This window comes from Herbaspirillum lusitanum P6-12 (assembly GCF_000256565.1).
In the GTDB taxonomy this organism is placed as follows: Bacteria; Pseudomonadota; Gammaproteobacteria; order Burkholderiales; family Burkholderiaceae_D; genus Herbaspirillum; species Herbaspirillum lusitanum.
The window spans coordinates 1-22,995 of sequence record NZ_AJHH01000675.1 but is presented as its reverse complement, the minus strand read 5'-3'; the positions used below and the strand labels follow the sequence as shown (position 1 = coordinate 22,995).

Below are 22,995 nucleotides of genomic sequence, written 5' to 3'. Positions count from 1 at the left end.
TTATGGTTCCGCATCTTGTCACCGCCCTCAACGGTCCGCTTCTCGACCTGGAAAAGAAAATCCTGGGCGCAACTCCCGCGATCGAGCGCTGGTTCCGCATGGAATGGCAAGAGCACACGCCGCCGTTCTATTGTTCGGTCGATCTGCGCAACGCCGGCTTCAAGCTGGCGCCGGTGGACACCAACCTGTTCCCGGGCGGTTTCAACAATTTGTCGCCGGAAATGCTGCCGCTGGCCGTACAAGCCGCGATGGCTGCCATCGAAAAATATTGCCCCGATGCAAAGAACCTGCTGCTGATTCCGGAGAATCACATACGCAACAGCTTCTACCTGCAAAACGTCGCGCGGCTGATGCAGATCTTCCGCCAGACCGGCCTCAATGTGCGCCTCGGTACGCTGGAAGACATCAAGAAGCCCAAGCTGATCGACCTGCCCGACGGCAGCACCATCACGCTGGAGCCGCTCGAGCGCTCCAAGAACGGCCGTCGCCTGGGTTTGAAGAACTTCGATCCGTGCACCGTGCTGCTCAACAACGACCTGTCGATCGGCATCCCGTCGGTGCTGGAAAACCTCGACGAACAAAACGTCCTGCCGCCGCTGCATGCAGGCTGGGCAGTGCGGCGCAAGAGCAACCACTTCTCGGCCTACGACGACGTCGTGAAAAAATTCGCCAAGCTGGTCGACGTCGATCCGTGGATGCTCAATCCGCTATACGCCAAATGCGGCGAGCTCAATCTGCAGGAAGACGCCGGCTCGGACTGTCTGGCCGACAACGTCAGCAGCCTGCTGTCGAAGATCCGCAAGAAGTACAAGGAATACGGCATCAAGGAACAGCCGTTCGTGATCGTCAAGGCCAACGCCGGCACCTACGGCATGGGCATCATGACCGTCAAGGACGCCAGCGAAGTCAAGGACCTGAACCGCCAGCAGCGCAGCAAGCTGGCGGTCGGCAAGGAAGGACTGGAAGTCAACGAACTGGTGATCCAGGAAGGCGTGCATTCGTTCGAGCGCATCAACGAAGCGGTGGCCGAACCGGTGGTCTACATGATCGATCGTTATGTCGTGGGCGGCTTCTATCGGGTCCACGCCGATCGCGACATCAACGAAAACCTGAACGCCCCCGGTGCCCATTTCGTGCCGCTGGCGTTCCAGCAGCAGCACGCCTTGCCGGACCTGCAAGCCAAGCCCGGCACTGCGGCGCCGAACCGTTTCTACATGTACGGCGTAGTGGCGCGCCTGGCGCTGCTGGCCGCGTCGCTGGAAATGGAAAAGACCGATCCGAATCCGGAAGTCTATTAACCTTATCTGGCTGACATTTTTGACGGACATTTCATGAAAATCGCTTTCCTCGCCGACCCGCTCGACACCTTCAAGACCTACAAGGACTCGACCTTCGCCATGATGCGCGAAGCCGCCCGGCGCGGCCACGCCATCTACGCGTTCGAGCAGACCGACGTCGTGCTGGAAAGCGGCCTGGTCACCGCCAACGTCGCGAAGATCACGCTCACCGGCGACGCCGACGACTGGTACCGCGCCGATGCCCCGGCCTCGACCTTCCTGTCGGAGTTCGACGCCATCGTGATCCGCAAGGATCCGCCGTTCGACATGGAATACATCTACACGACGTATCTGCTGGAGCTGGCCGAGAAGCAGGGCGCACGTGTCTTCAACAAGCCCGAAGCCATCCGCAGCCACAACGAAAAGCTGGCGATCGCGCAATTCCCGCAATACACCGCACCGACCCTGGTCACGCGCGACGCCAAGCGCCTGCGTGCCTTCCACGCAGAACACAAGGACGTGATCCTGAAGCCGCTCGACGGCATGGGCGGCATGGGCATCTTCCGCATCGGCCAGGACGGCATGAACCTCGGCTCGGTCATCGAAACCCTGACCGACAACGGCAACCGGACCATCATGGCGCAGCGTTTCATCCCGGAAATTTCCAAGGGCGACAAGCGCATCCTGCTGATTGGCGGTAAAGTGGTGCCGCACGTTTTGGCGCGCATTCCGCAAGGCGGGGAAGTGCGCGGCAATCTGGCAGCCGGCGGTCTCGGCGTGGCGCAACCGATTTCGCCGCGCGAGCTGGAGATCGCCGAAGCACTGGCGCCGGTATTGGCGCAGCGGGGGTTGTTGCTGGTAGGATTGGACGCTATTGGCAATTATTTAACAGAAATCAACGTCACCAGTCCGACTTGTTTCCAGGAAATCACGCAGCAAAGCGGCTTCGATGTTGCCGCCATGTTCGTCGATGCGCTGGAAACCGCAGTCGCCGGCAGCTGAATCAATCATCCGGCGCCCGGTCTGGCAACGTACACAACGTACATATAGCAAGCAGAAATTCATGGTCGGTATCCTTCTCCTTACGCATGCTCCGCTGGGTCAGGCTTTCATTGCAGCGGCCACGCATGTCTTTCGCGGCTTGCCGGAACGCATCGAAGCAATCGACGTCATCGCCGACCAGAACCCGGCGGAAGTGCAGCGCATGGCGGCTGACGCCGTGCATCGCCTCGACGACGGCAGCGGCGTGCTGGTCATCACCGACGTCATGGGCGGCACGCCGTCCAACTGCACCGGTTACCTGTGCGCCATCGACAACGTCGAAATCATCGCCGGCATCAGCCTGCCGATGCTGCTGCGCGCGCTGACCTACCGCAACGACACGCTCGATGTCGTCATGGAAATGGCATTGGCCGGCGGCCAGAGCGGCGCCGTCCGCATCGACAACCGCATTCGCGTTTCATCCCAATAAAAGCACAAAGAAAGAACTGCCATGATTCAAAAAGAACTTGAGATCATCAACAAGCTCGGTCTGCATGCGCGCGCGTCGGCCAAATTCACGCAGCTTGCGTCGAAGTACAAGTGCGAGGTCTGGATGACCTTCAACAAGCGCCGCGTCAACGCCAAGTCCATCATGGGCGTGATGATGCTGGCCGCCGGCAAGGGCACCAAAGTGCTGCTGGAAACCGAAGGCGACGACGAGCAGGATTGCTTCAATGCATTGGAAGCGCTGATCCTGGACCGTTTTGGCGAAGGCCAGTAATCCTGGGGAAGTCGTAAGTCTTCGAATTTTTCCCGTTTGTTTTCCTCTTGTTTTGCCGCACGATTGCTAAATCACGCGTTGTCCGGTAAGGTTTTGAGAGCTACCGCGCATGAACACAGATGACGGCATAACAAAATAACGCAGGAGACAAACGCGATGGCATCTTTCACCTTACACGGCATCCCGGTTTCCAAAGGGATCGCCATCGGTCGCGCGCATCTGCTCGCGCCGGCCGCGCTGGACGTCAAACATTATCTGATTCCCGAAGAGCAGGTCGAAGCCGAAGTCCTGCGCCTCAAGAACGCAATCGCCGCCGTCCATCAGGAACTGCAAATCATCCGCGACGATTTGCCGAAAGAGGCGCCGCCGGAACTGGGCGCTTTCATCGATGTGCATGCGCTGATCCTGTCGGACCCGATGCTGGCCGAAGTGCCGCTCAACATCATCCGGCATCGCTATTACAACGCCGAATGGGCGCTGGTCACGCAAATTGACGGCCTGTCGGCGCAGTTCGACGAGATCGAAGACCCGTATCTGCGCGAGCGCAAGGCCGATATCCAGCAGGTCGGCGACCGCGTGCTCAAAGTATTGACCGGGAGCGCCATCAGTTTGCCGCCGGTCGCAGGGGAGGGCGCCGCCGCCAGCATCATCGTCGTCGCGCATGATATTTCGCCGGCCGACATGCTGCAGTTCCGTGACGGCGCCTTCGCCGGTTTCGTCACCGACCTCGGCGGCCAGAATTCGCACACCGCCATCGTCGCGCGCAGCCTCGACATCCCGGCTGCAGTCGGCATGAACAACGCTTCGGTGCTGGTCAAGCAGGAAGACGTGCTGATCATCGACGGCGACGCCGGTGTCGCCATCGTCAATCCGTCGCCGCTGGTGCTGGCGCAATACCGCGCGCGCCAGGAGCGCATGCTGCGCGATCGCAAGAAGCTCGGCCGTCTCAAGAAGACTCCGGCGATCACCCAGGACGGCACCGAGATCACGCTGCTGGCCAACATCGAGTTGCCCAGCGACAGTGCTCCCGCGCTGGAGGCGGGGGCCAACGGCGTCGGCCTGTTCCGTTCCGAATTCCTGTTCATGGGCCGCGCCGGCCATCTGGAAAAATTCCCGTCCGAAGACGAACAGTTCGATTCCTATTGCCAGACCGTGGTGTCCATGAAGGGCCGTCCGGTCACCATCCGCACGCTCGACGTCGGCGCCGACAAGCCGCTCGACGAAGACGAACAGACCGCGTTGAACCCGGCCCTGGGTTTGCGCGCGATCCGCTATTGCCTGAGCGAGCCGCAGATGTTCCTGACGCAGCTGCGCGCGATTTTGCGCGCCTCGGCCTTCGGTCCGATCAAGCTGCTGATCCCGATGATGGCGCACGCGTTCGAAATCGACCAGACGCTGGCGCTGATCGAGCAGGCCAAAGGGCAATTGCGCCAGCGCAAGCAAAAGTTCGACGAAGACATCGAGATCGGCGCCATGATCGAAATCCCGGCGGCGGCGCTGGCCTTGCCGATGTTCATCAAGCGGCTCGACTTCCTGTCGATCGGCACCAACGATCTGATCCAGTACACGCTGGCGATCGACCGCGTCGACCACGAGGTGGCCCATCTGTACGATCCGCTGCATCCGGCCGTGCTGTTCCTGTTGTCGAGTGTGATTTCCATGGCGCGCAAGGCCGGCATTCCGGTGGCGGTGTGCGGCGAAATGGCGGGCGACGTGAAGTGGACGCGGCTGTTGCTGGGCATGGGCTTGCTGGAGTTTTCCATGCATCCTTCGCAACTGTTGTCCGTCAAGCAGGAAATCCTCAACAGCGACCTGACCCTGCTGGAGCCGCAGGTCAAGAAGGTGTTGAAGGCATCCGAGCCGTCCGCCATCGAGGCCGCCATGGCGCAATTGCGCGCCATCAACAGCGAACCGGAAATCAAGGCCGCCGCACGGCGCCGCTGATTGCACGACAGGCGTGCGTCACCGTGGTTTGACGGCATGCCCCGACTTGGTTATCCTTACACCACTGCGCCGATTTGAATGGTTTCTCCAAACCTCAGCTTGCGGGCGCCGGAACCCCGGGTTCCATCTAAATACGGCTAAAGCGAGCTTGGTGCAATATCAGACAAGCCCAGAATTTAGCCCGTGAGCGCAAGCTCCGGGCTTTTTTGTTTTCGGGCCCCTGAATCGGTAGACGGACATAACCGCAAGATAACGAAGAGAGCCCATGTCGATCGGAATCGTATCGCCGCAAATCATGCATTTCCCCGAGCCGTTGCCGCTCAAGAACGGCACGGCGCTGGCCGACTACGTGCTGATGTATGAGACCTACGGCACGCTCAATGCCGACAAGTCCAATGCCGTGCTGGTGTGCCACGCGCTGAACGCCTCGCACCACGTGGCCGGCGTCTACAAGGACGAGCCCGACAACGTCGGCTGGTGGGACAACATGGTCGGACCCGGCAAGTCGCTCGACACCGACAAATTCTTCGTCATCGGCGTCAACAACCTCGGCTCCTGTTTCGGCTCGACCGGCCCGATGCATACCAATCCGGCCACTGGCAAGCCCTACGGCGCCGATTTCCCGGTGGTGACGGTGGAAGACTGGGTCAATGCCCAGGCCCGCCTGGCGGACCGCCTGGGCATCACCTGCTTCGCCGCCGTCATGGGCGGCTCACTGGGCGGCATGCAGGCGCTGGCGTGGAGCATCATGTATCCGGATCGCTTGCGCCACTGTGTGGTGATCGCGTCGACCCCGAAACTGTCGGCGCAGAACATCGCCTTCAACGACGTCGCGCGCCAGGCGATCCTGACCGATCCGGATTACCACGGCGGCGATTTCTATGCGCACGGCGTGGTGCCGAAAAACGGCTTGCGCGTGGCGCGCATGGTCGGCCACATCACTTACTTGTCGGACGACGACATGGCGGAAAAATTCGGCCGCGACCTGCGCTCGGGCGAATACCAGTTCGGCTACGGCGTGGATTTCGAGATCGAATCCTACCTGCGTTACCAGGGCGACAAATTCTCGACCTACTTCGATGCCAACACCTATCTGCTGATCACCAAGGCGCTCGACTATTTCGATCCGGCGCGCGACTTCGGCGGCGATCTGCGCAAGGCGCTGGCCGGCACCAAGGCGCAATTCCTGCTGGCTTCGTTCACCACCGACTGGCGCTTCTCGCCGGAGCGCACGCGAGAAATCGTGCAGGCGCTGGTCAGCAACAAGCGCCGCGTCAGCTATGCCGAAATCGACGCGCCGCACGGGCATGATGCCTTCCTGCTGGACGATGCGCGCTACATGACCTTGCTGCGCGAATACTATCAACGCGTCTGGGCGGAAATCGCCATGGAGGAGAGCGCATGAATTTCCCTGAACTGAGCGTACTGCGCCCCGACCTGGCCTTCATCGCGCACTGGATTCCGGCCGGCTCGCAGGTGCTTGACGTCGGCTGCGGCGACGGCGTGATGCTCGATTACCTGCAGACCGACAAGGCCTGCAGCGGCTACGGCATTGAAATCGACGACGCCCGCAATGCGTGGCGCGCAACGTGTCGGTAATCCAGCAGGATCTGGAAGGCGGCCTGGCCATGTTCGAAGACAACGCCTTCGACAACGTCCTGTGCCTGTCGGCGCTGCAGATGGTCAAGGACGTCGAAGGCATCCTGCGCGAAATCGCCCGGGTCGGCCGCGAAGCCACCGTATCCTTCCCCAACTTCGCCTACTGGTCGCACCGGGTCGCGTTGCTGCGCGGTCGCATGCCGGTGTCGAAATCGCTGCCCTACGAGTGGTACGACACGCCCAACCTGCGTTGCGCCACGATCAAGGACTTCGAAGCGCTGGCCAACGAGGTGGGGCTCAACGTGCTGGAATGCGTGGCGCTGCACGACGGCAAGCCGGTGACCTTCCTGCCGAACTGGCGCGGCAGCCTGGCGGTATTCCGCCTCAAGAAGAAGTAAGGCGCCATCTTCATTGCCGCAGCAGCAGGAAAAATCGTACCGGCGCCGGCAAATTCCTTATACTCCGCAGACGTCTTCGCCCGAGCTTTCCCGCGGGCGGAGTTCTTCTCGCATGCACAGACGCATGTACTGATGATCCCCGATCCTTTTCTATGACCGATAACCGCATTTCATGGCACAGCTATCTCAACCGTCGCATGCTGATTTGCGTGTTTCTGGGCTTCACCTCGGGGTTGCCGCTGTTCATCCTGCTGAGCCTGTTGCAGGCCTGGCTGGCCAAGTCGGGGCTCAACGTCAAGGCGCTCGGCTTGTTTGCGCTGGTGATGTTTCCCTACACCTGGAAATTCCTGTGGTCGCCGCTGATGGACCGTTTCCATTTCGGCCGCATGGGGCGCCGGCGCGGCTGGATGTTGTTTACCCAGATCGGCCTGTTCTTCGGCATCGGCGGCATGGGGATGCTGGATCCGCAGACCCAGATCGGCACGATCGCGTTCATGGCGTCGGTGGTGGCCTTCCTGTCGGCCAGCCAGGACATCGTCGTCGACGCCTACCGCCGTGAAATCCTGCCGGAAGAAGAGCTCGGCCTGGGCAGCGCCATCCACGTCAACGCGTACAAGTTGTCGGGCATGGTGCCCGGCGCCTTGTCGCTGGTGCTGGCCGATCTGATGCCGTGGCAGTCCGTGTTCTGGATCACGGCCGGCTTCATGCTGCCGGGTTTGCTGTGCACGCTGGCGGTCAAAGAGCCCGTGGTCTACGGCGTGCCGCCCAAGAATCTGCGCGAAGCCGTGGTGCTGCCGTTCCGCGAATTCGTCACGCGCGGCGGCTGGAGCAAGGCGCTGTGGGTGCTGGCCTTCATCTTCCTCTACAAGCTCGGCGACAGCATGGCGACCGCGCTGGCGACCAAGTTTTACATCGATCTCGGCTTTTCCATGACGCAGATCGGCGTGGTGTCGAAAACCACCAGCCTGTGGGCCAGCGTGGTGGGCGGCATCATCGGCGGGGTCTGGATGATCCGGCTCGGCATCAACAAGGCGCTGTGGGTGTTTGGCGTGGTCCAGGCGGTGGCGATCCTCGGTTTCGCCTGGCTGGCCCAGGTCGGCGCCAGCACGGTAGCGCTGGCGGTGGTGATCGGCATTGAAGCCTTCGGCGTCGGCCTTGGCACCGCGGCCTTCGTCGCCTACATCATGCGCGAAACCGATCCGCGCTATACGGCCACGCAATTTGCCCTGTTCACCAGCCTGGCGGCGGTGCCGCGCACCTTCGTCAATTCATCGGTGGGGTACATCGTCGCCTATATGGGCTGGTTCAACTTCTTCATCCTGTGCTTCATCCTGGCGCTTCCCGGGATGGTCATGTTGCTGAAAATTGCCCCGTGGAATCATGTCGAGCATCGTCCCAAGACAACAGTCGGGATCCGGGAATAGCCGGAAGCTAAAAATAATGCGTCCGCTCTCGTATTTTAGTTGACAAGGGAAAAGTGTTCGCCTATAGTTTTGAGTTCCCTGCGCGGAGAGGTGGCCGAGTGGTTAATGGCAGCAGACTGTAAATCTGCCCTCTTACGAGTACGCTGGTTCGAATCCAGCCCTCTCCACCATTTTGGGAACAGTCTTGAAGTTGTTGCGGCTGTGAAGTGATAAGTGTTCGATGGCAGTTCCTCGCGGGTGTAGCTCAATGGTAGAGCTGAAGCCTTCCAAGCTTATGACGAGGGTTCGATTCCCTTCACCCGCTCCAAAGTTTTTGTCCGGTTGCATTGTTTGGTAGTTGGTGCGATCGGCAGGTATGCCCTTGTAGCTCAGTGGTAGAGCACTCCCTTGGTAAGGGAGAGGCCACGTGTTCAATCCACGTCAAGGGCACCAGTTCTATAGCAGGTGTTTCATAGTAAGCGCTGCAGCAAGTCAGCAAGTCGATCGGGCGCGTTGCCTGAACATTCTCATAATCGTTAGGAGTCTAAGATGGCAAAAGGCAAATTCGAGCGGACCAAGCCGCACGTGAACGTTGGCACGATTGGTCACGTTGACCACGGCAAGACCACACTGACAGCCGCAATCGCGACCGTGTTGTCGAAGAAATTCGGCGGCGAAGCGAAGGCCTACGATCAAATTGACGCAGCGCCGGAAGAAAAGGCACGCGGCATCACGATCAACACCGCGCACGTCGAATACGAAACCGCGAACCGTCACTACGCCCACGTTGACTGCCCAGGCCACGCCGATTATGTGAAGAACATGATCACCGGCGCCGCGCAGATGGACGGCGCGATCCTGGTTTGCTCGGCAGCAGACGGCCCGATGCCGCAAACCCGCGAACACATCCTGCTGTCGCGTCAAGTTGGCGTTCCTTACATCATCGTGTTCCTGAACAAGGCCGACATGGTCGATGATGAAGAGCTGCTGGAACTGGTCGAAATGGAAGTGCGCGAGCTGTTGACCAAGTACGAATTCCCAGGCGACGACCTGCCAATCATCAAGGGTTCGGCGAAGCTGGCCCTCGAAGGCGACACTGGCCCATTGGGCGAGCAAGCGATCATGGCACTGGCAGAAGCGCTGGACACCTACATCCCGACACCGGAACGTGCTGTTGACGGCGCCTTCCTGCTGCCAGTGGAAGACGTGTTCTCGATCTCCGGCCGCGGTACGGTTGTGACCGGTCGCGTCGAGCGCGGCATCGTCAAGGTCGGCGAAGCCCTGCAAATCGTCGGTATCCGCGACACGCAAGACACGGTTTGCACCGGCGTCGAAATGTTCCGCAAGCTGCTGGACCAAGGTCAGGCGGGCGACAACGTTGGCGTGCTGCTGCGCGGCACCAAGCGTGAAGACGTGGAGCGCGGCCAGGTGTTGGCCAAGCCAGGTTCGATCAAGCCGCACAAGCACTTCACCGGCGAGATCTATGTGTTGTCGAAAGACGAAGGCGGCCGTCATACGCCGTTCTTCAACAACTATCGTCCACAGTTCTACTTCCGTACCACGGACGTGACTGGCTCGATCGAGTTGCCGAAGGACAAGGAAATGGTCATGCCAGGCGACAACGTGTCGATCACCGTGATGCTGATCAACCCGATCGCGATGGAAGAAGGTCTGCGCTTCGCGATCCGCGAAGGCGGCCGTACCGTCGGCGCTGGTGTGGTTGCCAAGATCCTGCCTGACGCGTAATAAGAAGAGTAGCAATCGCCGCGATTCGGGAAATTCCCGCCTCGCGGCGTTGATGTCTGAGCGGCAAGCGTAAGTTGGCTGGCCAAGCCGTTCAGATCAGTGTTTTGATCGTAGGGGTGTAGCTCAATTGGCAGAGCGCCGGTCTCCAAAACCGGAGGTTGGGGGTTCGATGCCCTCCGCCCCTGCCACCGATTCAGGTGAGTAGGGTACTGAAAGTAAATAAATGTCTAACCAGCCTGTACAAACCGTCAATACATCAAGCGACAAGCTCAAGGTTGCCCTGGCAATCGTAGCGGTCATCGCGGGTGTGGTCGGTTTTTTTGTGTTGTCGGGTCAATCGACTCCGGTGCGCGCACTGGCCCTGGTGGCCGGCTTGCTGGTGGCGGTAGGTTTCGCCTGGACATCTTCGCAGGGTCGCGGTTTCGTCGGCTTTGCCAAAGAATCGGTACGTGAAACCAAAAAAGTTGTCTGGCCTACCCGCAAGGAAGCGACGCAGATCACGGCGATCGTGTTCGCCTTCGTGCTGATCATGGCGATCTTCCTCTGGGGTACGGACAAATTGCTCGAATTCCTGTTGTACGACGTAATTTTGGGCTGGAAATAAAACATGAGCGATAGCACACAAGACAGCGCACCGATTGGTGCGCAAAGCGTTTCAAGCGCAAGTAAAAAGCGCTGGTACGTTGTGCATGCCTATTCCGGCATGGAAAAGAGTGTGCAGCGTGCACTGACCGAGCGCATCGTCCGCGCCGGCATGGAAGAACAGTTCGGCCAGATCCTGGTGCCGACTGAAGAAGTCGTGGACATGAAAAACGGTCACAAGTCGGTGACCGAGCGTCGTTTCTTCCCGGGCTACGTCCTGGTTGAGATGGAAATGACGGACGAAACCTGGCATCTGGTGAAAAACACCAGCAAGGTGACCGGTTTCATCGGCGGCAAGTCCAACCGCCCGACGCCGATTCCGCCGCATGAAGTCGACAAGATCATGCAGCAGATGCAGGACGGCATCGAAAAGCCGCGTCCGAAGGTCTTGTACGAAGTGGGCGAGCTGGTTCGCATCAAGGATGGTCCTTTTACCGATTTCAACGGCAACGTGGAAGAAGTGAATTACGAAAAATCCCGCGTGCGCGTCTCCGTGACCATTTTCGGTCGTGCAACACCGGTCGAGCTCGAGTTCGGCCAGGTCGAAAAAGTCTAGGCAAGACCCCTATCAAGCGCCCCGCAGGAGCGCGGCGAAATGCAAGTTTCCCGAATCCTGCAGCAGCAGAGGAGCCTCAGTAAAACGCCGCAAGGCAAATGAACAGGCGCTAACACTCAATCAACGTAGGAGCCATCATGGCAAAGAAAATCATCGGTTTTATCAAGCTGCAAGTGCCAGCTGGTAAAGCAAATCCATCCCCACCGATCGGCCCGGCGCTGGGTCAGCGCGGTCTGAACATCATGGAATTCTGTAAGGCATTCAATGCCCAGACTCAAGGCCTTGAGCCAGGTCTGCCGATTCCGGTCGTGATCACTGCATTTGCGGACAAGTCCTTCACCTTCGTGATGAAGACTCCTCCAGCAACCATCCTGATCAAGAAGGCTGCCGGTATCCAAAAGGGTTCTGCCAAGCCGCATACAGACAAGGTTGGCAAGATCACTCGTAAACAAGCGGAAGAAATCGCTACCCAGAAGAAGCCGGATCTTACCGCTGCTGATCTGGAAGCGGCTGTGCGTACCATCGCTGGTTCGGCACGTTCCATGGGCATCACGGTGGAGGGTCTGTAATGGCTAAGTTGACAAAACGCGCTAAGGCGCAAGAAGGCAAGATCGATAGCACCAAGGCTTATCCTTTCGATAACGCGCTGGCGCTGGTCAAGGAATTCGCAACAGCGAAGTTCAACGAATCGATCGACGTGTCCGTCCAACTGGGCGTTGATGCGAAGAAGTCGGACCAAGTGGTTCGCGGTTCCGTGGTTCTGCCGGCTGGTACAGGCAAGACCGTTCGCGTCGCCGTGTTCGCTTCGGGCGAAAAGGCTGAGCAAGCTAAAGCAGCCGGCGCAGACGTGGTCGGTATGGAAGACCTGGCCGAAATGGTCAAGGCCGGCAACATGCCTTTCGACATCGTGATCGCTTCGCCGGACACCATGCGTATCGTCGGTACTCTGGGTCAGATCCTGGGTCCACGCGGCCTGATGCCTAACCCGAAGGTCGGCACCGTGACTCCTGACGTGGCTACCGCCGTCAAGAACGCCAAGGCTGGTCAAGTGCAATACCGTACCGACAAGGGCGGCATCATTCACGCCACCATCGGTCGCAAGTCGTTCAGCGATGCAGATCTGAAGTCGAATCTGGTTGCACTGATCGATGCACTGAACAAGGCCAAGCCGGCTACCAGCAAGGGTGTTTACCTGCGCAAGGTGTCGCTGTCGTCCACCATGGGCGCTGGCGTCCGCGTGGATCAATCGACTCTGTCGGCTTAAGTAAAGAATCAAGTCCTCGTTTCCTCAAGGAGGCGAGGCGCATCTTTGGGCTGGAGCATTTTGCAATTGTGAAGTGCTTCAGGCAATCAAAGACCGTTGGGCGGCATGCAGCAGGCAGGCATAAAGTTAAAACGTCGGAAGCTCACGTTTCCGATTACCCAGCGCAGATGGTGACCCCGAACAAGTTTTGCAGTCTCACACAGCGCTTCGTGCATCTTGAAACGCTGCAATGAACTCCTAACGTCGGACGCCGTGTTCGAACCGATGCAAGGCAAGCAGGTTTTTCGCCTGTGTCGTCGCCAAGCATCATTTTTGGAGGTTGATCTTGAGTCTCAATCTGAATGACAAAAAGGCCGTTGTCGCCGAAGTCGCCGCAAAAGTAGCAACTGCGCAGACTATCGTCGTGGCCGAATACCGTGGCATCCAGGTTGGTCACTTGACGCAACTGCGCGCCAAAGCGCGTGACCAAGGCGTGTACCTGCGCGTGTTGAAAAACACACTCGCGCGTCGTGCCGTTGAAGGTTCCGCGTTTGCTGACCTCGCTTCTGAAATGACCGGCCCGCTGATCTATTCGATCTCGGAAGATGCCGTTGCTGCAGCCAAAGTCATCTCTGACTTTGCTAAGACCAACGACAAGCTGGTTGTCAAGGCAGGTAACTATGCAGGTAAATCGCTGGATAAAGCAGCGGTTGTCGCATTGGCAAATATCCCAAGCCGCGAAGTATTGCTGGCCCAGTTGTTGGGCATGATGCAAGTTCCGGTTGCTGGATTTACGCGTGGTCTGGCTGCTCTGGCAGCCAAAAAAGAAGCCGAATCCGGCACAGTGGCAGCGCCAGCTGCAGAAGCAGCTCCGGCTGCCGAAGCCGAAGCTTAAGTCGTTTGACCGCTCAGGCGGTCACGATTTTGGCAAGGCCCTGTGTCTTTCGCTTTTTTAGCGTCAGTACCGACTAGATGTTTTATCGAAAAAATTAGGAGTTTCAAATGGCAATTAGCAAAGACGATATCCTGGAAGCCGTAGGCAACCTGACAGTATTGGAATTGAATGACCTGGTGAAGGCATTCGAAGAAAAGTTCGGCGTTTCCGCAGCAGCTATGGCTGTCGCTGGTCCTGCTGGTGGTGGCGCTGGCGCCGCTGCTGCTGAAGAGCAAACTGAGTTCACCGTTGTTCTGGCCGAAATCGGCGCGAACAAGGTTGGCGTCATTAAGGCAGTTCGCGAAATCACCGGTCTGGGCTTGAAAGAAGCTAAAGATCTGGTTGATGGCGCACCGAAGCCAGTCAAGGAAGCAATTCCTAAGGCTGATGCTGAAGCAGCCAAGAAGAAGCTGGAAGAAGCTGGCGCGAAAGCTGAAATCAAGTAATTTTTACTTGAGCTGGAATATCGCCGGTTCGCCGGCGCATCGTTCCACCGGAGTCAAAGTGCAGAATCCTTTGAAAGAAGGATTCGGCTTTGGCTCCTTTGTCGTTTCGTAATTTTGTATGTGAATTTGAGTCCGATTCGAATTTGCGTCGAATTCAAGTTCGTTAATGGTCAGCAGTTTCTTGCCCGCTTTGCCGGTGAAGCAAGAGAAGGCGCCAACCAAGACTGAAGGGCTGAGACTTGAGGTTTCGCTGTTAACGGATTGCAGCAACAAGGCAACAAGCAATCCGGGCGAGTCCTGAACTCTCTATCCTTCCTGTCACTCACGGAGTGTCCATGCACTACTCATTTACTGAGAAGAAGCGTATTCGTAAATCCTTTGCGAAACGCGCTAACGTCCACAACGTTCCGTTCCTGCTAGCGACTCAGATCGAGTCATACCAGACATTCTTGCAGACGGACAAAACAACGTCCCAACGCAAGAACGAAGGTCTGCAATCGGCCTTTACATCGATTTTCCCTATCGTTTCGCACAATGGTTTTGCGCGTCTCGAGTTTCTGTCCTATGTGTTGGGCGCGCCGCCGTTCGACGTCAAGGAATGCCAACAACGTGGCCTGACCTTTGCGTCGCCGCTGCGTGCCAAGGTGCGTCTGGTGATCCTGGACAAGGAATCGCCGACCAAGCCGGTCATCAAGGAAATGAAGGAACAGGAAGTCTACATGGGCGAATTGCCGCTCATGACGACCACCGGTTCGTTCGTCATCAACGGTACCGAGCGCGTCATCGTGTCGCAGCTGCACCGTTCGCCTGGCGTGTTCTTCGAACATGACCGCGGCAAGACTCACTCGTCCGGCAAGCTGCTGTTCTCCGCCCGCATCATTCCTTACCGCGGTTCGTGGCTGGACTTCGAATTCGATCCGAAGGACATCCTGTTCTTCCGCGTCGACCGTCGTCGCAAGATGCCGGTAACGATCCTGCTCAAGGCGATCGGCATGACGTCCGAGCAGATCCTGGCGAACTTCTTCGTGTTCGACAACTTCACGTTGCACGCTGAAGGCGCCGAGATGGAATTCGTCGCCGAGCGTCTGCGCGGCGAAGTTGCGCGCTTCGACATTCTCGACAAGTCCGGCAAGCCGCTGGTCGCAAAAGACAAGCGTATCAACGCCAAGCATGTGCGCGACATCGAAGCTGCCGGCATCAAGCAGATTTCCGTGCCGGAAGACTACCTGCTGGGTCGCGTCCTGGCGAAGAACATCGTTGACGGCGACACCGGTGAAGTCATCGCGTCGGCCAACGACGAGCTGACCGAAGAACTGCTGGCCCGCCTGCGCGAAGCCGACATTGACGCAGTCCAGACCTTGTACACCAACGACCTGGACCAGGGCGGCTACATTTCGCAAACATTGCGTACCGACGACACGGCGGATCAAACCGCTGCGCGCGTGGCGATCTATCGCATGATGCGTCCTGGCGAACCGCCGACCGAAGACTCGGTGGAAGCCCTGTTCAACGGCCTGTTCTACAGCGAAGACCGTTACGACCTGTCGGCTGTCGGCCGCATGAAGTTCAACCGCCGTATCGGCCGCGATGAACTGACCGGCGCCATGACTTTGTCGAACGAAGACATCCTGGCCGTGATCAAGATTCTGGTGGAACTGCGCAATGGTCGCGGCGAAGTCGATGACATCGATCACTTGGGCAACCGTCGCGTCCGTTGCGTCGGCGAACTGGCGGAAAACCAATTCCGCGCCGGTCTGGTCCGCGTTGAGCGCGCCGTCAAGGAACGTCTCGGCCAGGCCGAAGCGGATAACCTGATGCCGCACGACCTGATCAACTCCAAGCCGATCTCGGCAGCGATCCGTGAATTCTTCGGCTCCTCGCAGTTGTCGCAGTTTATGGACCAAACCAACCCGCTGTCGGAAATCACGCACAAACGCCGTGTTTCCGCTCTGGGACCTGGTGGTCTGACGCGCGAACGCGCCGGCTTTGAAGTCCGCGACGTGCACCCGACCCACTACGGCCGCGTGTGCCCGATCGAAACGCCTGAAGGCCCGAACATCGGCCTGATCAACTCGCTGGCGCTGTATGCCCGCCTGAACGAATACGGTTTCCTGGAAACCCCATACCGCAAGGTCGAGGGCAGCAAGGTCACCAACCAGATCGACTACCTGTCGGCAATCGAAGAAGGCCGCTACATCATCGCTCAGGCGAATGCGACCATCGACGCTTCGCTGAAGCTGTCGGATGAACTGGTCTCGGCGCGTGAAGCCGGCGAAACCATTCTGGTCTCGCCGGAGCGCGTCCAGTACATGGACGTGGCCCCAGGCCAGGTCGTGTCCGTGGCGGCGTCGCTGATTCCGTTCCTCGAACACGATGACGCGAACCGCGCATTGATGGGCGCCAACATGCAACGTCAGGCCGTGCCTTGCCTGCGTCCGGAAAAGCCGCTGGTCGGCACCGGCATCGAGCGTACCGTTGCAGTTGACTCCGGTACCACCGTGCAAGCGTTGCGTGGCGGTATCGTCGACTACGTCGATGCAGGCCGCGTGGTGATTCGTGTGAACGATGAAGAAGCGCAGGCTGGTGAAGTCGGCGTCGACATCTACAACCTGATCAAGTACACGCGTTCGAACCAGAACACCAACATCAACCAGCGTCCTATCGTCAAGGTCGGCGACCGTGTCGCCAAGCATGACGTGATCGCCGACGGCGCATCGACCGACCTGGGCGAACTGGCTCTGGGTCAGAACATGCTGGTGGCGTTCATGCCATGGAACGGCTACAACTTCGAAGATTCGATCCTGATCTCCGAAAAAGTCGTTGCTGACGACCGCTACACCTCGATCCACATCGAAGAGTTGTCGGTTGTTGCACGTGACACCAAGCTCGGCGCGGAAGAAATCACCCGCGATATTTCGAACCTGGCGGAAAACCAGCTGGCGCGTCTGGACGAGTCCGGCATCACCTACATCGGTGCTGAAGTCGAAGCCGGCGATACGCTGGTCGGTAAGGTAACGCCAAAGGGCGAAACCCAGCTGACGCCGGAAGAAAAGCTGCTGCGTGCGATCTTCGGCGAAAAAGCCTCCGATGTTAAGGACACCTCGCTGCGCGTGCCTTCGGGCATGGTCGGCACCGTCATCGACGTGCAAGTGTTCACCCGCGAAGGCATTCAGCGCGACAAGCGCGCACAACAGATCATCGACGATGAACTGAAGCGCTATCGCCTGGACCTGAACGATCAGTTGCGTATCGTTGAAGGCGATGCCTTCCAGCGTCTGGAAAAGATGCTGATCGGCAAGGTCGCCAACGGCGGTCCTAAGAAGCTGTCGAAGGGCACCAAGCTGGACAAGGCGTACCTGGACGATCTGGACAAGTACCATTGGTTCGACATCCGTCCGGCTGACGACGACATGGCGACTGCATTGGAAGCGATCAAGGAATCGATCGCCGAAAAGCGTCACCAGTTCGATCTGGCGTTCGAAGAAAAGCGCAAGAAGCTGACCCAAGGCGATGAACTGCCGCCAGGCGTGCAAAAGATGGTCAAGGTTTACCTGGCCGTGAAGCGTCGCCTGCAACCAGGCGACAAGATGGCGGGTCGTCACGGTAACAAGGGTGTGGTTTCGCGCATCCTGCCGATCGAAGACATGCCGCACATGGCCGACGGTACGCCAGCCGACATCGTCCTGAATCCGCTGGGCGTGCCATCGCGCATGAACGTCGGTCAGGTGTTGGAAGTCCATCTGGGCTGGGCAGCCAAGGGTCTGGGCCTGCGCATCGGCGAAATGCTGACTGCACAAGTGAAGATCGCCGAACTGCGCAAGTTCCTGACCACGATCTACAACGAATCGGGCAAGAAGGAAGCGCTCGACGAGTTCAGCGATCAGGAGATCCTGGAACTGGCAGCCAACCTGAAGAAGGGTGTTCCGTTCGCCACGCCGGTGTTTGACGGTGCGCACGAAGATGAAACCCGTCGCATGCTGGATCTGGCGTATCCGGATCACATCGCCAAGCAACTGGGCATGACGCCGTCGAAGAACCAGGTCACCATGTATGACGGCCGTACCGGCGAAGCTTTCGAGCGTTCCGTGACTGTCGGCTACATGCACTACCTGAAGCTGCATCACTTGGTCGATGACAAGATGCATGCACGTTCGACCGGTCCTTACTCGCTGGTTACTCAGCAGCCTCTGGGCGGTAAGGCGCAGTTCGGCGGTCAACGCTTCGGTGAAATGGAAGTCTGGGCACTGGAAGCCTACGGCGCATCCTATGTGCTGCAGGAAATGCTGACCGTGAAGTCCGATGACGTGAACGGCCGTACCAAGGTTTATGAAAACCTGGTCAAGGGCGACCACGTGATCGACGCCCGGAGTCCTTCAACGTGCTGGTCAAGGAAATCCGTTCGCTCGGTATCGACATCGATCTCGAACGCGACTGATGTTCCCAAGGGCAAGGCGGCGCGGCCGTCTTGCCCTGTTTCATCGTCTGACCCTGCCGCCTGAAACAAAGGCGGCAACGTAGTAAAGTAAGCAGTTCAGCAAGCAGCTACAAGCAATTGTAAGCAGTCAAGGACGACCAAGTCTGTCCCGGTACATGCGGAACCCGGCGCAAGCCACGGCTCTCCCGCAGGTGCGAACAGGGTGTGCGCAGATTGTGGTGCGGCCGTCTCGATATACACAGCATTACCTAGCGTTCTCACGCCAACTGGAGTGATACATGAAAGCACTGCTCGATCTATTCAAGCAAGTTCAGCAAAACGAACAATTCGACGCGATCAAAATTGGTCTGGCGTCCCCGGAAAAAATCCGTTCGTGGTCCTACGGCGAAGTCAAAAAGCCGGAAACCATCAACTACCGTACCTTCAAGCCTGAGCGCGACGGTCTGTTCTGCGCCAAGATCTTTGGCCCGATCAAAGACTACGAATGCCTCTGCGGCAAGTACAAGCGCCTCAAGCATCGCGGCGTCATCTGCGAAAAATGCGGCGTCGAAGTCACGCTGGCCAAAGTGCGCCGCGAGCGCATGGGCCACATCGAACTGGCTTCGCCGACTGCGCACATCTGGTTCCTGAAATCGCTGCCGTCGCGTCTGGGCATGGTCCTCGACATGACCCTGCGCGATATCGAACGCGTGCTGTATTTCGAAGCCTACGTCGTGACCGATCCAGGCATGACTCCGCTGAAGAAGTGCCAGATCATGTCGGAAGACGACTACGCCGCCAAGTACGAAGAGTACGGCGACGACTTCACCGCATTCATGGGCGCCGAAGGCATCCGTGAACTGCTGCGCTCGATCGACATCGACCGCGATGCAGAAACCCTGCGCGTGGAACTGAAAGAATCGAAGTCCGAAGCCAAGATCAAGAAATACGCCAAGCGCCTGAAGGTGCTGGAAGCGTTCCAGCGTTCGGGCATCAAGCCTGACTGGATGATCATGGAAGTGCTGCCGGTGCTGCCGCCGGAATTGCGCCCATTGGTCCCGCTGGACGGCGGCCGCTTTGCGACTTCCGATCTGAACGATCTGTATCGCCGCGTCATCAACCGCAATAATCGTCTCAAGCGCCTGATGGAATTGCGCGCGCCGGAAATCATCACGCGCAACGAAAAGCGCATGCTGCAGGAAGCGGTTGACTCGCTGCTGGACAACGGCCGTCGCGGCAAGGCGATGACCGGCGCCAACAAGCGTCCGCTGAAGTCGCTGGCCGAAATGATCAAGGGCAAGGGCGGTCGTTTCCGTCAGAACTTGCTGGGCAAGCGCGTCGATTACTCCGGCCGTTCCGTCATCGTGGTGGGCCCGCAGCTCAAGCTGCATCAGTGCGGTCTGCCGAAGTTGATGGCGCTCGAACTGTTCAAGCCATTCATCTTCAACAAGCTGGAACTGATGGGTCTGGCAACGACCATCAAGGCAGCGAAGAAGCTGGTCGAAATCCAGGAGCCTGTGGTCTGGGACATCCTGGAAGACGTGATCCGCGAACATCCGGTCATGCTGAACCGCGCGCCGACACTTCACCGTCTGGGTATCCAGGCGTTCGAGCCGGTCCTGATCGAAGGCAAGGCGATCCAGCTGCATCCGCTGGTGTGCGCCGCGTTCAACGCCGACTTTGACGGCGACCAGATGGCGGTCCACGTTCCACTGTCGATCGAAGCGCAGATGGAAGCGCGTACGCTGATGCTGGCGTCGAACAACATCCTGTTCCCATCGAACGGCGAACCGTCGATCGTGCCGTCCCAGGATATCGTGCTGGGTCTGTACTACGCGACGCGTGAAGCGATCAACGCCAAGAACGAAGGCATGTTGTTCCAGGACGTTTCGGAAGTCATCCGTGCGTACGACAACAAGGAAGTCGAACTGGCTACCCGCGTCACCGTGCGTATCGTCGAAAATCCAAAGGATCCGGTCACCGGCGAATTCGTGCGCACCGTCAAGCGTTACGAAACGACCGTCGGCCGCGCCATCCTCTCGGAAATTCTGCCGAAGGGCCTGCCATTCTCCGTGCTCAACCGCGCGTTGAAGAAGAAGGAAATTTCGAAGCTGATCAACACTTCGTTCCGCAAGTGCGGTCTGCGCGCAACCGTTGTGTTCGCCGACCAGCTGATGCAATCGGGCTTCCGCCTGGCGACACGCGCCGGTATCTCGATCTGCGTGGACGACATGCTGGTGCCGCCACAAAAGGCGACCATCATCGCGACTGCAGAACAAGAAGTGAAGCAGATCGAACAGCAATACTCGTCCGGTCTGGTTACCGCCGGCGAACGCTACAACAAGGTTGTGGACATCTGGGGCAAGGCCGGCGACGACGTCGGCAAGGCCATGATGGACCAGCTGAAGGTCGAAGACGTGGTCCGCCGCGACGGCACCAAGGGTACGCAAGAGTCGTTCAACGCGATTTACATGATGGCCGACTCCGGCGCCCGCGGTTCCGCAGCGCAGATTCGTCAGCTGGCAGGTATGCGCGGTCTGATGGCGAAGCCGGACGGTTCGATTATCGAAACGCCGATCACCGCGAACTTCCGCGAAGGCCTGAACGTGTTGCAGTACTTCATCTCGACGCACGGCGCCCGTAAGGGTCTGGCCGATACCGCGCTGAAGACCGCGAACTCCGGTTACCTGACACGCCGTCTGGTTGACGTGACCCAGGATCTGGTCGTGATCGAAGATGATTGCGGCACCTCCAACGGCGCATCCATGAAGGCAATGGTTGAAGGCGGTGAAGTCATTGAAGCGCTGCGCGACCGTATCCTCGGCCGCGTTGCCGCCACCGACATCATCAATCCGGAAACCCAGGCTACGCTGTACGAAGCCGGCACCCTGATGGATGAAGACACCGTTGAAGAAGTCGAACGCCTCGGCATCGACGAAGTCAAGGTTCGCACTCCGCTGACTTGCGACACGCGCTACGGCCTGTGCGCCAAGTGCTACGGTCGCGATCTGGGCCGCGGCGTGCTGGTCAACAGCGGCGAAGCAGTCGGCGTTATCGCTGCGCAGTCGATCGGCGAACCAGGTACTCAGCTGACCATGCGTACGTTCCACATCGGTGGTGCGGCTTCGCGTGCAGCAGTGGCCTCGTCGGTGGAAGCCAAGTCGAACGGCACCATCCGCTTCACGGCGACCATGCGTTACGTCACCAACGGCAAGGGCGAGCTGATCGTCATTTCCCGTTCGGGCGAAGTGCTGATCACCGACGACCTCGGTCGCGAGCGTGAACGTCATAAAGTACCGTACGGTGCAACCCTGATCGTCAAGGACGGCATGGTCATCAAGGCCGGTACTGCGCTGGCGACATGGGATCCGCTGACACGTCCGATCATCACCGAGTACACCGGTACCGTGAAGTTCGAAAACGTCGAAGAAGGTTCGACCGTCGCCAAGCAGATCGATGAAGTGACCGGTCTGTCGACCCTGGTGGTTATCGATGCCAAGCGCCGCGGTTCGTCCGCTGCCAAGGTGTTGCGTCCACAGGTCAAGCTGCTGAACGAGCAAGGCGAAGAAGTCAAGATCGCCGGCACCGAACACGCAGTGACGATCGGCTTCCAGGTCGGCGCGCTGATTACGGTCAAGGACGGTCAGCAAGTCCACGTTGGTGAAGTGCTGGCGCGTATCCCGACCGAATCGCAAAAGACACGCGATATTACCGGTGGTCTGCCGCGCGTCGCCGAACTGTTCGAAGCACGCTCGCCGAAGGATGCGGGCATGCTGGCTGAAGTCACAGGTACTGTTGCGTTCGGTAAGGAAACCAAGGGCAAGCAACGTCTGGAAATCACCGACATGGACGGCGCCAAGCATGAGTTCCTGATCACCAAGGACAAGCAAGTGCTGGTGCATGATGGCCAGGTGGTGAACAAGGGCGAAATGATTGTCGACGGTCCTGCCGATCCGCAAGACATCCTGCGCCTGTTGGGTATCGAAGCGCTGGCGCGTTACATCGTCGACGAAGTTCAGGACGTGTATCGTTTGCAAGGCGTGAAGATCAACGACAAGCACATCGAAGTCATCGTGCGTCAGATGCTGCGTCGCGTGCAGGTTGTGGATCCGGGCGATACCAACTACATCACCGGCGAACAGGTCGAGCGTTCCGAACTGCTGGACGAAAACGATCGCGTCAATGCCGCGACCAAGATTCCTGCAACGTACGAAAACGTGTTGCTGGGCATCACCAAGGCATCGCTGTCGACCGACTCGTTCATCTCGGCTGCATCGTTCCAGGAGACTACACGTGTCCTGACCGAAGCGGCGATCATGGGCAAGAAGGACGGCTTGCGCGGTCTGAAGGAAAACGTCATCGTTGGTCGTCTGATCCCGGCTGGTACCGGTCTGGCGTTCCACCGTGCACGCAAGGAAAAAGACGCATGGGAAGCCGACGAGCGCGCAGCGCTGTTGGAATCCGAGCGCGTGGCGCGTGTGACCGAAACCGAAGCGCACTCTGCCGAGACTTTCGGCGGTACGGACGGCGAAGCGTGATGATGCAATAGCAGCGTATCTGCCCTGACGGGTGGATATACGGTAAAGAAGAGCGGCGCCGGAAGAAATTCCGGCGCCCAAAAAAAAAAAAAA

At 58.7% G+C, this 22,995-nt stretch carries 15 protein-coding genes, 4 tRNA genes and 2 pseudogenes; all 21 read left to right on the top strand.

Annotated features, from left to right (window positions below; all coding sequences use genetic code 11):
• The first annotated feature begins 2 nt into the window (after nucleotides 1–2).
• The 21 genes and pseudogenes from gshA (at nucleotide 3) to rpoC (ending at nucleotide 22,902) form a co-directional block, all read left to right on the top strand.
• Nucleotides 3–1,298, top strand: a complete 1,296-nt coding sequence (gene gshA / locus HLUSI_RS0122245) for a glutamate--cysteine ligase (protein ID WP_016836060.1) — start codon at nucleotides 3–5, stop codon at nucleotides 1,296–1,298.
• A gap of 33 nt (nucleotides 1,299–1,331) precedes the next feature.
• A complete protein-coding gene (gene gshB, locus HLUSI_RS0122240) occupies nucleotides 1,332–2,279 on the top strand; it encodes a glutathione synthase (RefSeq protein ID WP_016836059.1) in 948 nt (315 codons plus the stop codon).
• A gap of 61 nt (nucleotides 2,280–2,340) precedes the next feature.
• A complete protein-coding gene (locus HLUSI_RS0122235) occupies nucleotides 2,341–2,748 on the top strand; it encodes a PTS sugar transporter subunit IIA (RefSeq protein WP_029363889.1) in 408 nt (135 codons plus the stop codon).
• Nucleotides 2,749–2,769: 21 nt separating this feature from the next.
• Nucleotides 2,770–3,039 carry an HPr family phosphocarrier protein gene (locus HLUSI_RS0122230; protein WP_016836057.1) on the top strand — a complete coding sequence of 90 codons (270 nt, stop codon included), beginning with the start codon at nucleotides 2,770–2,772 and terminating at the stop codon, nucleotides 3,037–3,039.
• Between the two features lie 156 nt (nucleotides 3,040–3,195).
• Nucleotides 3,196–4,983, top strand: a complete 1,788-nt coding sequence (ptsP, locus tag HLUSI_RS0122225; protein ID WP_016836056.1) for a phosphoenolpyruvate--protein phosphotransferase — start codon at nucleotides 3,196–3,198, stop codon at nucleotides 4,981–4,983.
• 265 nt (nucleotides 4,984–5,248) lie between these two features.
• On the top strand, nucleotides 5,249–6,388 hold the full coding sequence (gene metX, locus HLUSI_RS0122220) for a homoserine O-succinyltransferase MetX (protein ID WP_016836055.1): 1,140 nt from the start codon (nucleotides 5,249–5,251) through the stop codon (nucleotides 6,386–6,388).
• A pseudogene (gene metW, locus HLUSI_RS30070) lies at nucleotides 6,385–6,980 on the top strand (methionine biosynthesis protein MetW). The gene metX and the pseudogene metW overlap by 4 nt, the downstream one beginning before the upstream one ends.
• A 152-nt stretch (nucleotides 6,981–7,132) precedes the next feature.
• The gene (locus HLUSI_RS0122210; protein ID WP_016836054.1) at nucleotides 7,133–8,404 is read left to right on the top strand and encodes an AmpG family muropeptide MFS transporter; all 1,272 of its coding nucleotides are present in this window, start codon (nucleotides 7,133–7,135) and stop codon (nucleotides 8,402–8,404) included.
• Between the two features lie 84 nt (nucleotides 8,405–8,488).
• Nucleotides 8,489–8,574, top strand: a tRNA-Tyr gene (locus HLUSI_RS0122205).
• A 63-nt stretch (nucleotides 8,575–8,637) separates the two neighbouring features.
• Nucleotides 8,638–8,711: transfer RNA gene (locus HLUSI_RS0122200), tRNA-Gly, on the top strand.
• Nucleotides 8,712–8,761: 50 nt separating this feature from the next.
• Nucleotides 8,762–8,836, top strand: a tRNA-Thr gene (locus HLUSI_RS0122195).
• 96 nt (nucleotides 8,837–8,932) lie between these two features.
• Nucleotides 8,933–10,129, top strand: a complete 1,197-nt coding sequence (gene tuf / locus HLUSI_RS0122190) for an elongation factor Tu (protein WP_016836040.1) — start codon at nucleotides 8,933–8,935, stop codon at nucleotides 10,127–10,129.
• Between the two features lie 112 nt (nucleotides 10,130–10,241).
• Nucleotides 10,242–10,317, top strand: a tRNA-Trp gene (locus HLUSI_RS0122185).
• A 35-nt stretch (nucleotides 10,318–10,352) separates the two neighbouring features.
• Nucleotides 10,353–10,733, top strand: coding sequence for a preprotein translocase subunit SecE (gene secE / locus HLUSI_RS0122180; RefSeq protein WP_016836053.1), 381 nt, complete (start codon nucleotides 10,353–10,355; stop codon nucleotides 10,731–10,733).
• Nucleotides 10,734–10,736: 3 nt separating this feature from the next.
• Entirely contained in the window at nucleotides 10,737–11,327 is a 591-nt protein-coding gene (nusG, locus tag HLUSI_RS0122175; protein ID WP_029363887.1) for a transcription termination/antitermination protein NusG, read from the top strand.
• A 137-nt stretch (nucleotides 11,328–11,464) separates the two neighbouring features.
• On the top strand, nucleotides 11,465–11,896 hold the full coding sequence (gene rplK / locus HLUSI_RS0122170) for a 50S ribosomal protein L11 (RefSeq protein ID WP_016836051.1): 432 nt from the start codon (nucleotides 11,465–11,467) through the stop codon (nucleotides 11,894–11,896).
• Complete coding sequence (rplA, locus tag HLUSI_RS0122165) at nucleotides 11,896–12,591, top strand: 50S ribosomal protein L1 (protein ID WP_016836050.1); 696 nt, start codon at nucleotides 11,896–11,898, stop codon at nucleotides 12,589–12,591. The genes rplK and rplA overlap by 1 nt, the downstream gene beginning before the upstream one ends.
• 325 nt (nucleotides 12,592–12,916) lie before the next feature.
• Nucleotides 12,917–13,465, top strand: a complete 549-nt coding sequence (gene rplJ / locus HLUSI_RS0122160; RefSeq protein ID WP_016836049.1) for a 50S ribosomal protein L10 — start codon at nucleotides 12,917–12,919, stop codon at nucleotides 13,463–13,465.
• Between the two features lie 107 nt (nucleotides 13,466–13,572).
• Entirely contained in the window at nucleotides 13,573–13,950 is a 378-nt protein-coding gene (rplL, locus tag HLUSI_RS0122155; RefSeq protein WP_016836048.1) for a 50S ribosomal protein L7/L12, read from the top strand.
• Between the two features lie 335 nt (nucleotides 13,951–14,285).
• Nucleotides 14,286–18,385 (top strand): annotated as a pseudogene (gene rpoB / locus HLUSI_RS30065) (DNA-directed RNA polymerase subunit beta).
• A 278-nt stretch (nucleotides 18,386–18,663) separates the two neighbouring features.
• Nucleotides 18,664–22,902 (top strand): DNA-directed RNA polymerase subunit beta', encoded by a 4,239-nt coding sequence (rpoC, locus tag HLUSI_RS0122140; protein WP_016836046.1) that lies wholly within the window; start codon nucleotides 18,664–18,666, stop codon nucleotides 22,900–22,902.
• Nucleotides 22,903–22,995 lie beyond the last annotated feature (93 nt).

What these genes read in the sequence shown, in the direction of transcription:
- gshA (WP_016836060.1), top strand. Translation starts at nt 3, where the DNA reads ATGGTTCCGCATCTTGTCACCGCCCTCAACGGTCCGCTTCTCGACCTG.
- HLUSI_RS0122235 (WP_029363889.1), top strand. Translation starts at nt 2,341, where the DNA reads ATGGTCGGTATCCTTCTCCTTACGCATGCTCCGCTGGGTCAGGCTTTC.
- HLUSI_RS0122230 (WP_016836057.1), top strand. Translation starts at nt 2,770, where the DNA reads ATGATTCAAAAAGAACTTGAGATCATCAACAAGCTCGGTCTGCATGCG.
- metX (WP_016836055.1), top strand. Translation starts at nt 5,249, where the DNA reads ATGTCGATCGGAATCGTATCGCCGCAAATCATGCATTTCCCCGAGCCG.
- nusG (WP_029363887.1), top strand. Translation starts at nt 10,737, where the DNA reads ATGAGCGATAGCACACAAGACAGCGCACCGATTGGTGCGCAAAGCGTT.
- ptsP (WP_016836056.1), top strand. Translation starts at nt 3,196, where the DNA reads ATGGCATCTTTCACCTTACACGGCATCCCGGTTTCCAAAGGGATCGCC.
- secE (WP_016836053.1), top strand. Translation starts at nt 10,353, where the DNA reads ATGTCTAACCAGCCTGTACAAACCGTCAATACATCAAGCGACAAGCTC.
- rplL (WP_016836048.1), top strand. Translation starts at nt 13,573, where the DNA reads ATGGCAATTAGCAAAGACGATATCCTGGAAGCCGTAGGCAACCTGACA.
- rplA (WP_016836050.1), top strand. Translation starts at nt 11,896, where the DNA reads ATGGCTAAGTTGACAAAACGCGCTAAGGCGCAAGAAGGCAAGATCGAT.
- gshB (WP_016836059.1), top strand. Translation starts at nt 1,332, where the DNA reads ATGAAAATCGCTTTCCTCGCCGACCCGCTCGACACCTTCAAGACCTAC.
- tuf (WP_016836040.1), top strand. Translation starts at nt 8,933, where the DNA reads ATGGCAAAAGGCAAATTCGAGCGGACCAAGCCGCACGTGAACGTTGGC.
- rplK (WP_016836051.1), top strand. Translation starts at nt 11,465, where the DNA reads ATGGCAAAGAAAATCATCGGTTTTATCAAGCTGCAAGTGCCAGCTGGT.
- rpoC (WP_016836046.1), top strand. Translation starts at nt 18,664, where the DNA reads ATGAAAGCACTGCTCGATCTATTCAAGCAAGTTCAGCAAAACGAACAA.
- HLUSI_RS0122210 (WP_016836054.1), top strand. Translation starts at nt 7,133, where the DNA reads ATGACCGATAACCGCATTTCATGGCACAGCTATCTCAACCGTCGCATG.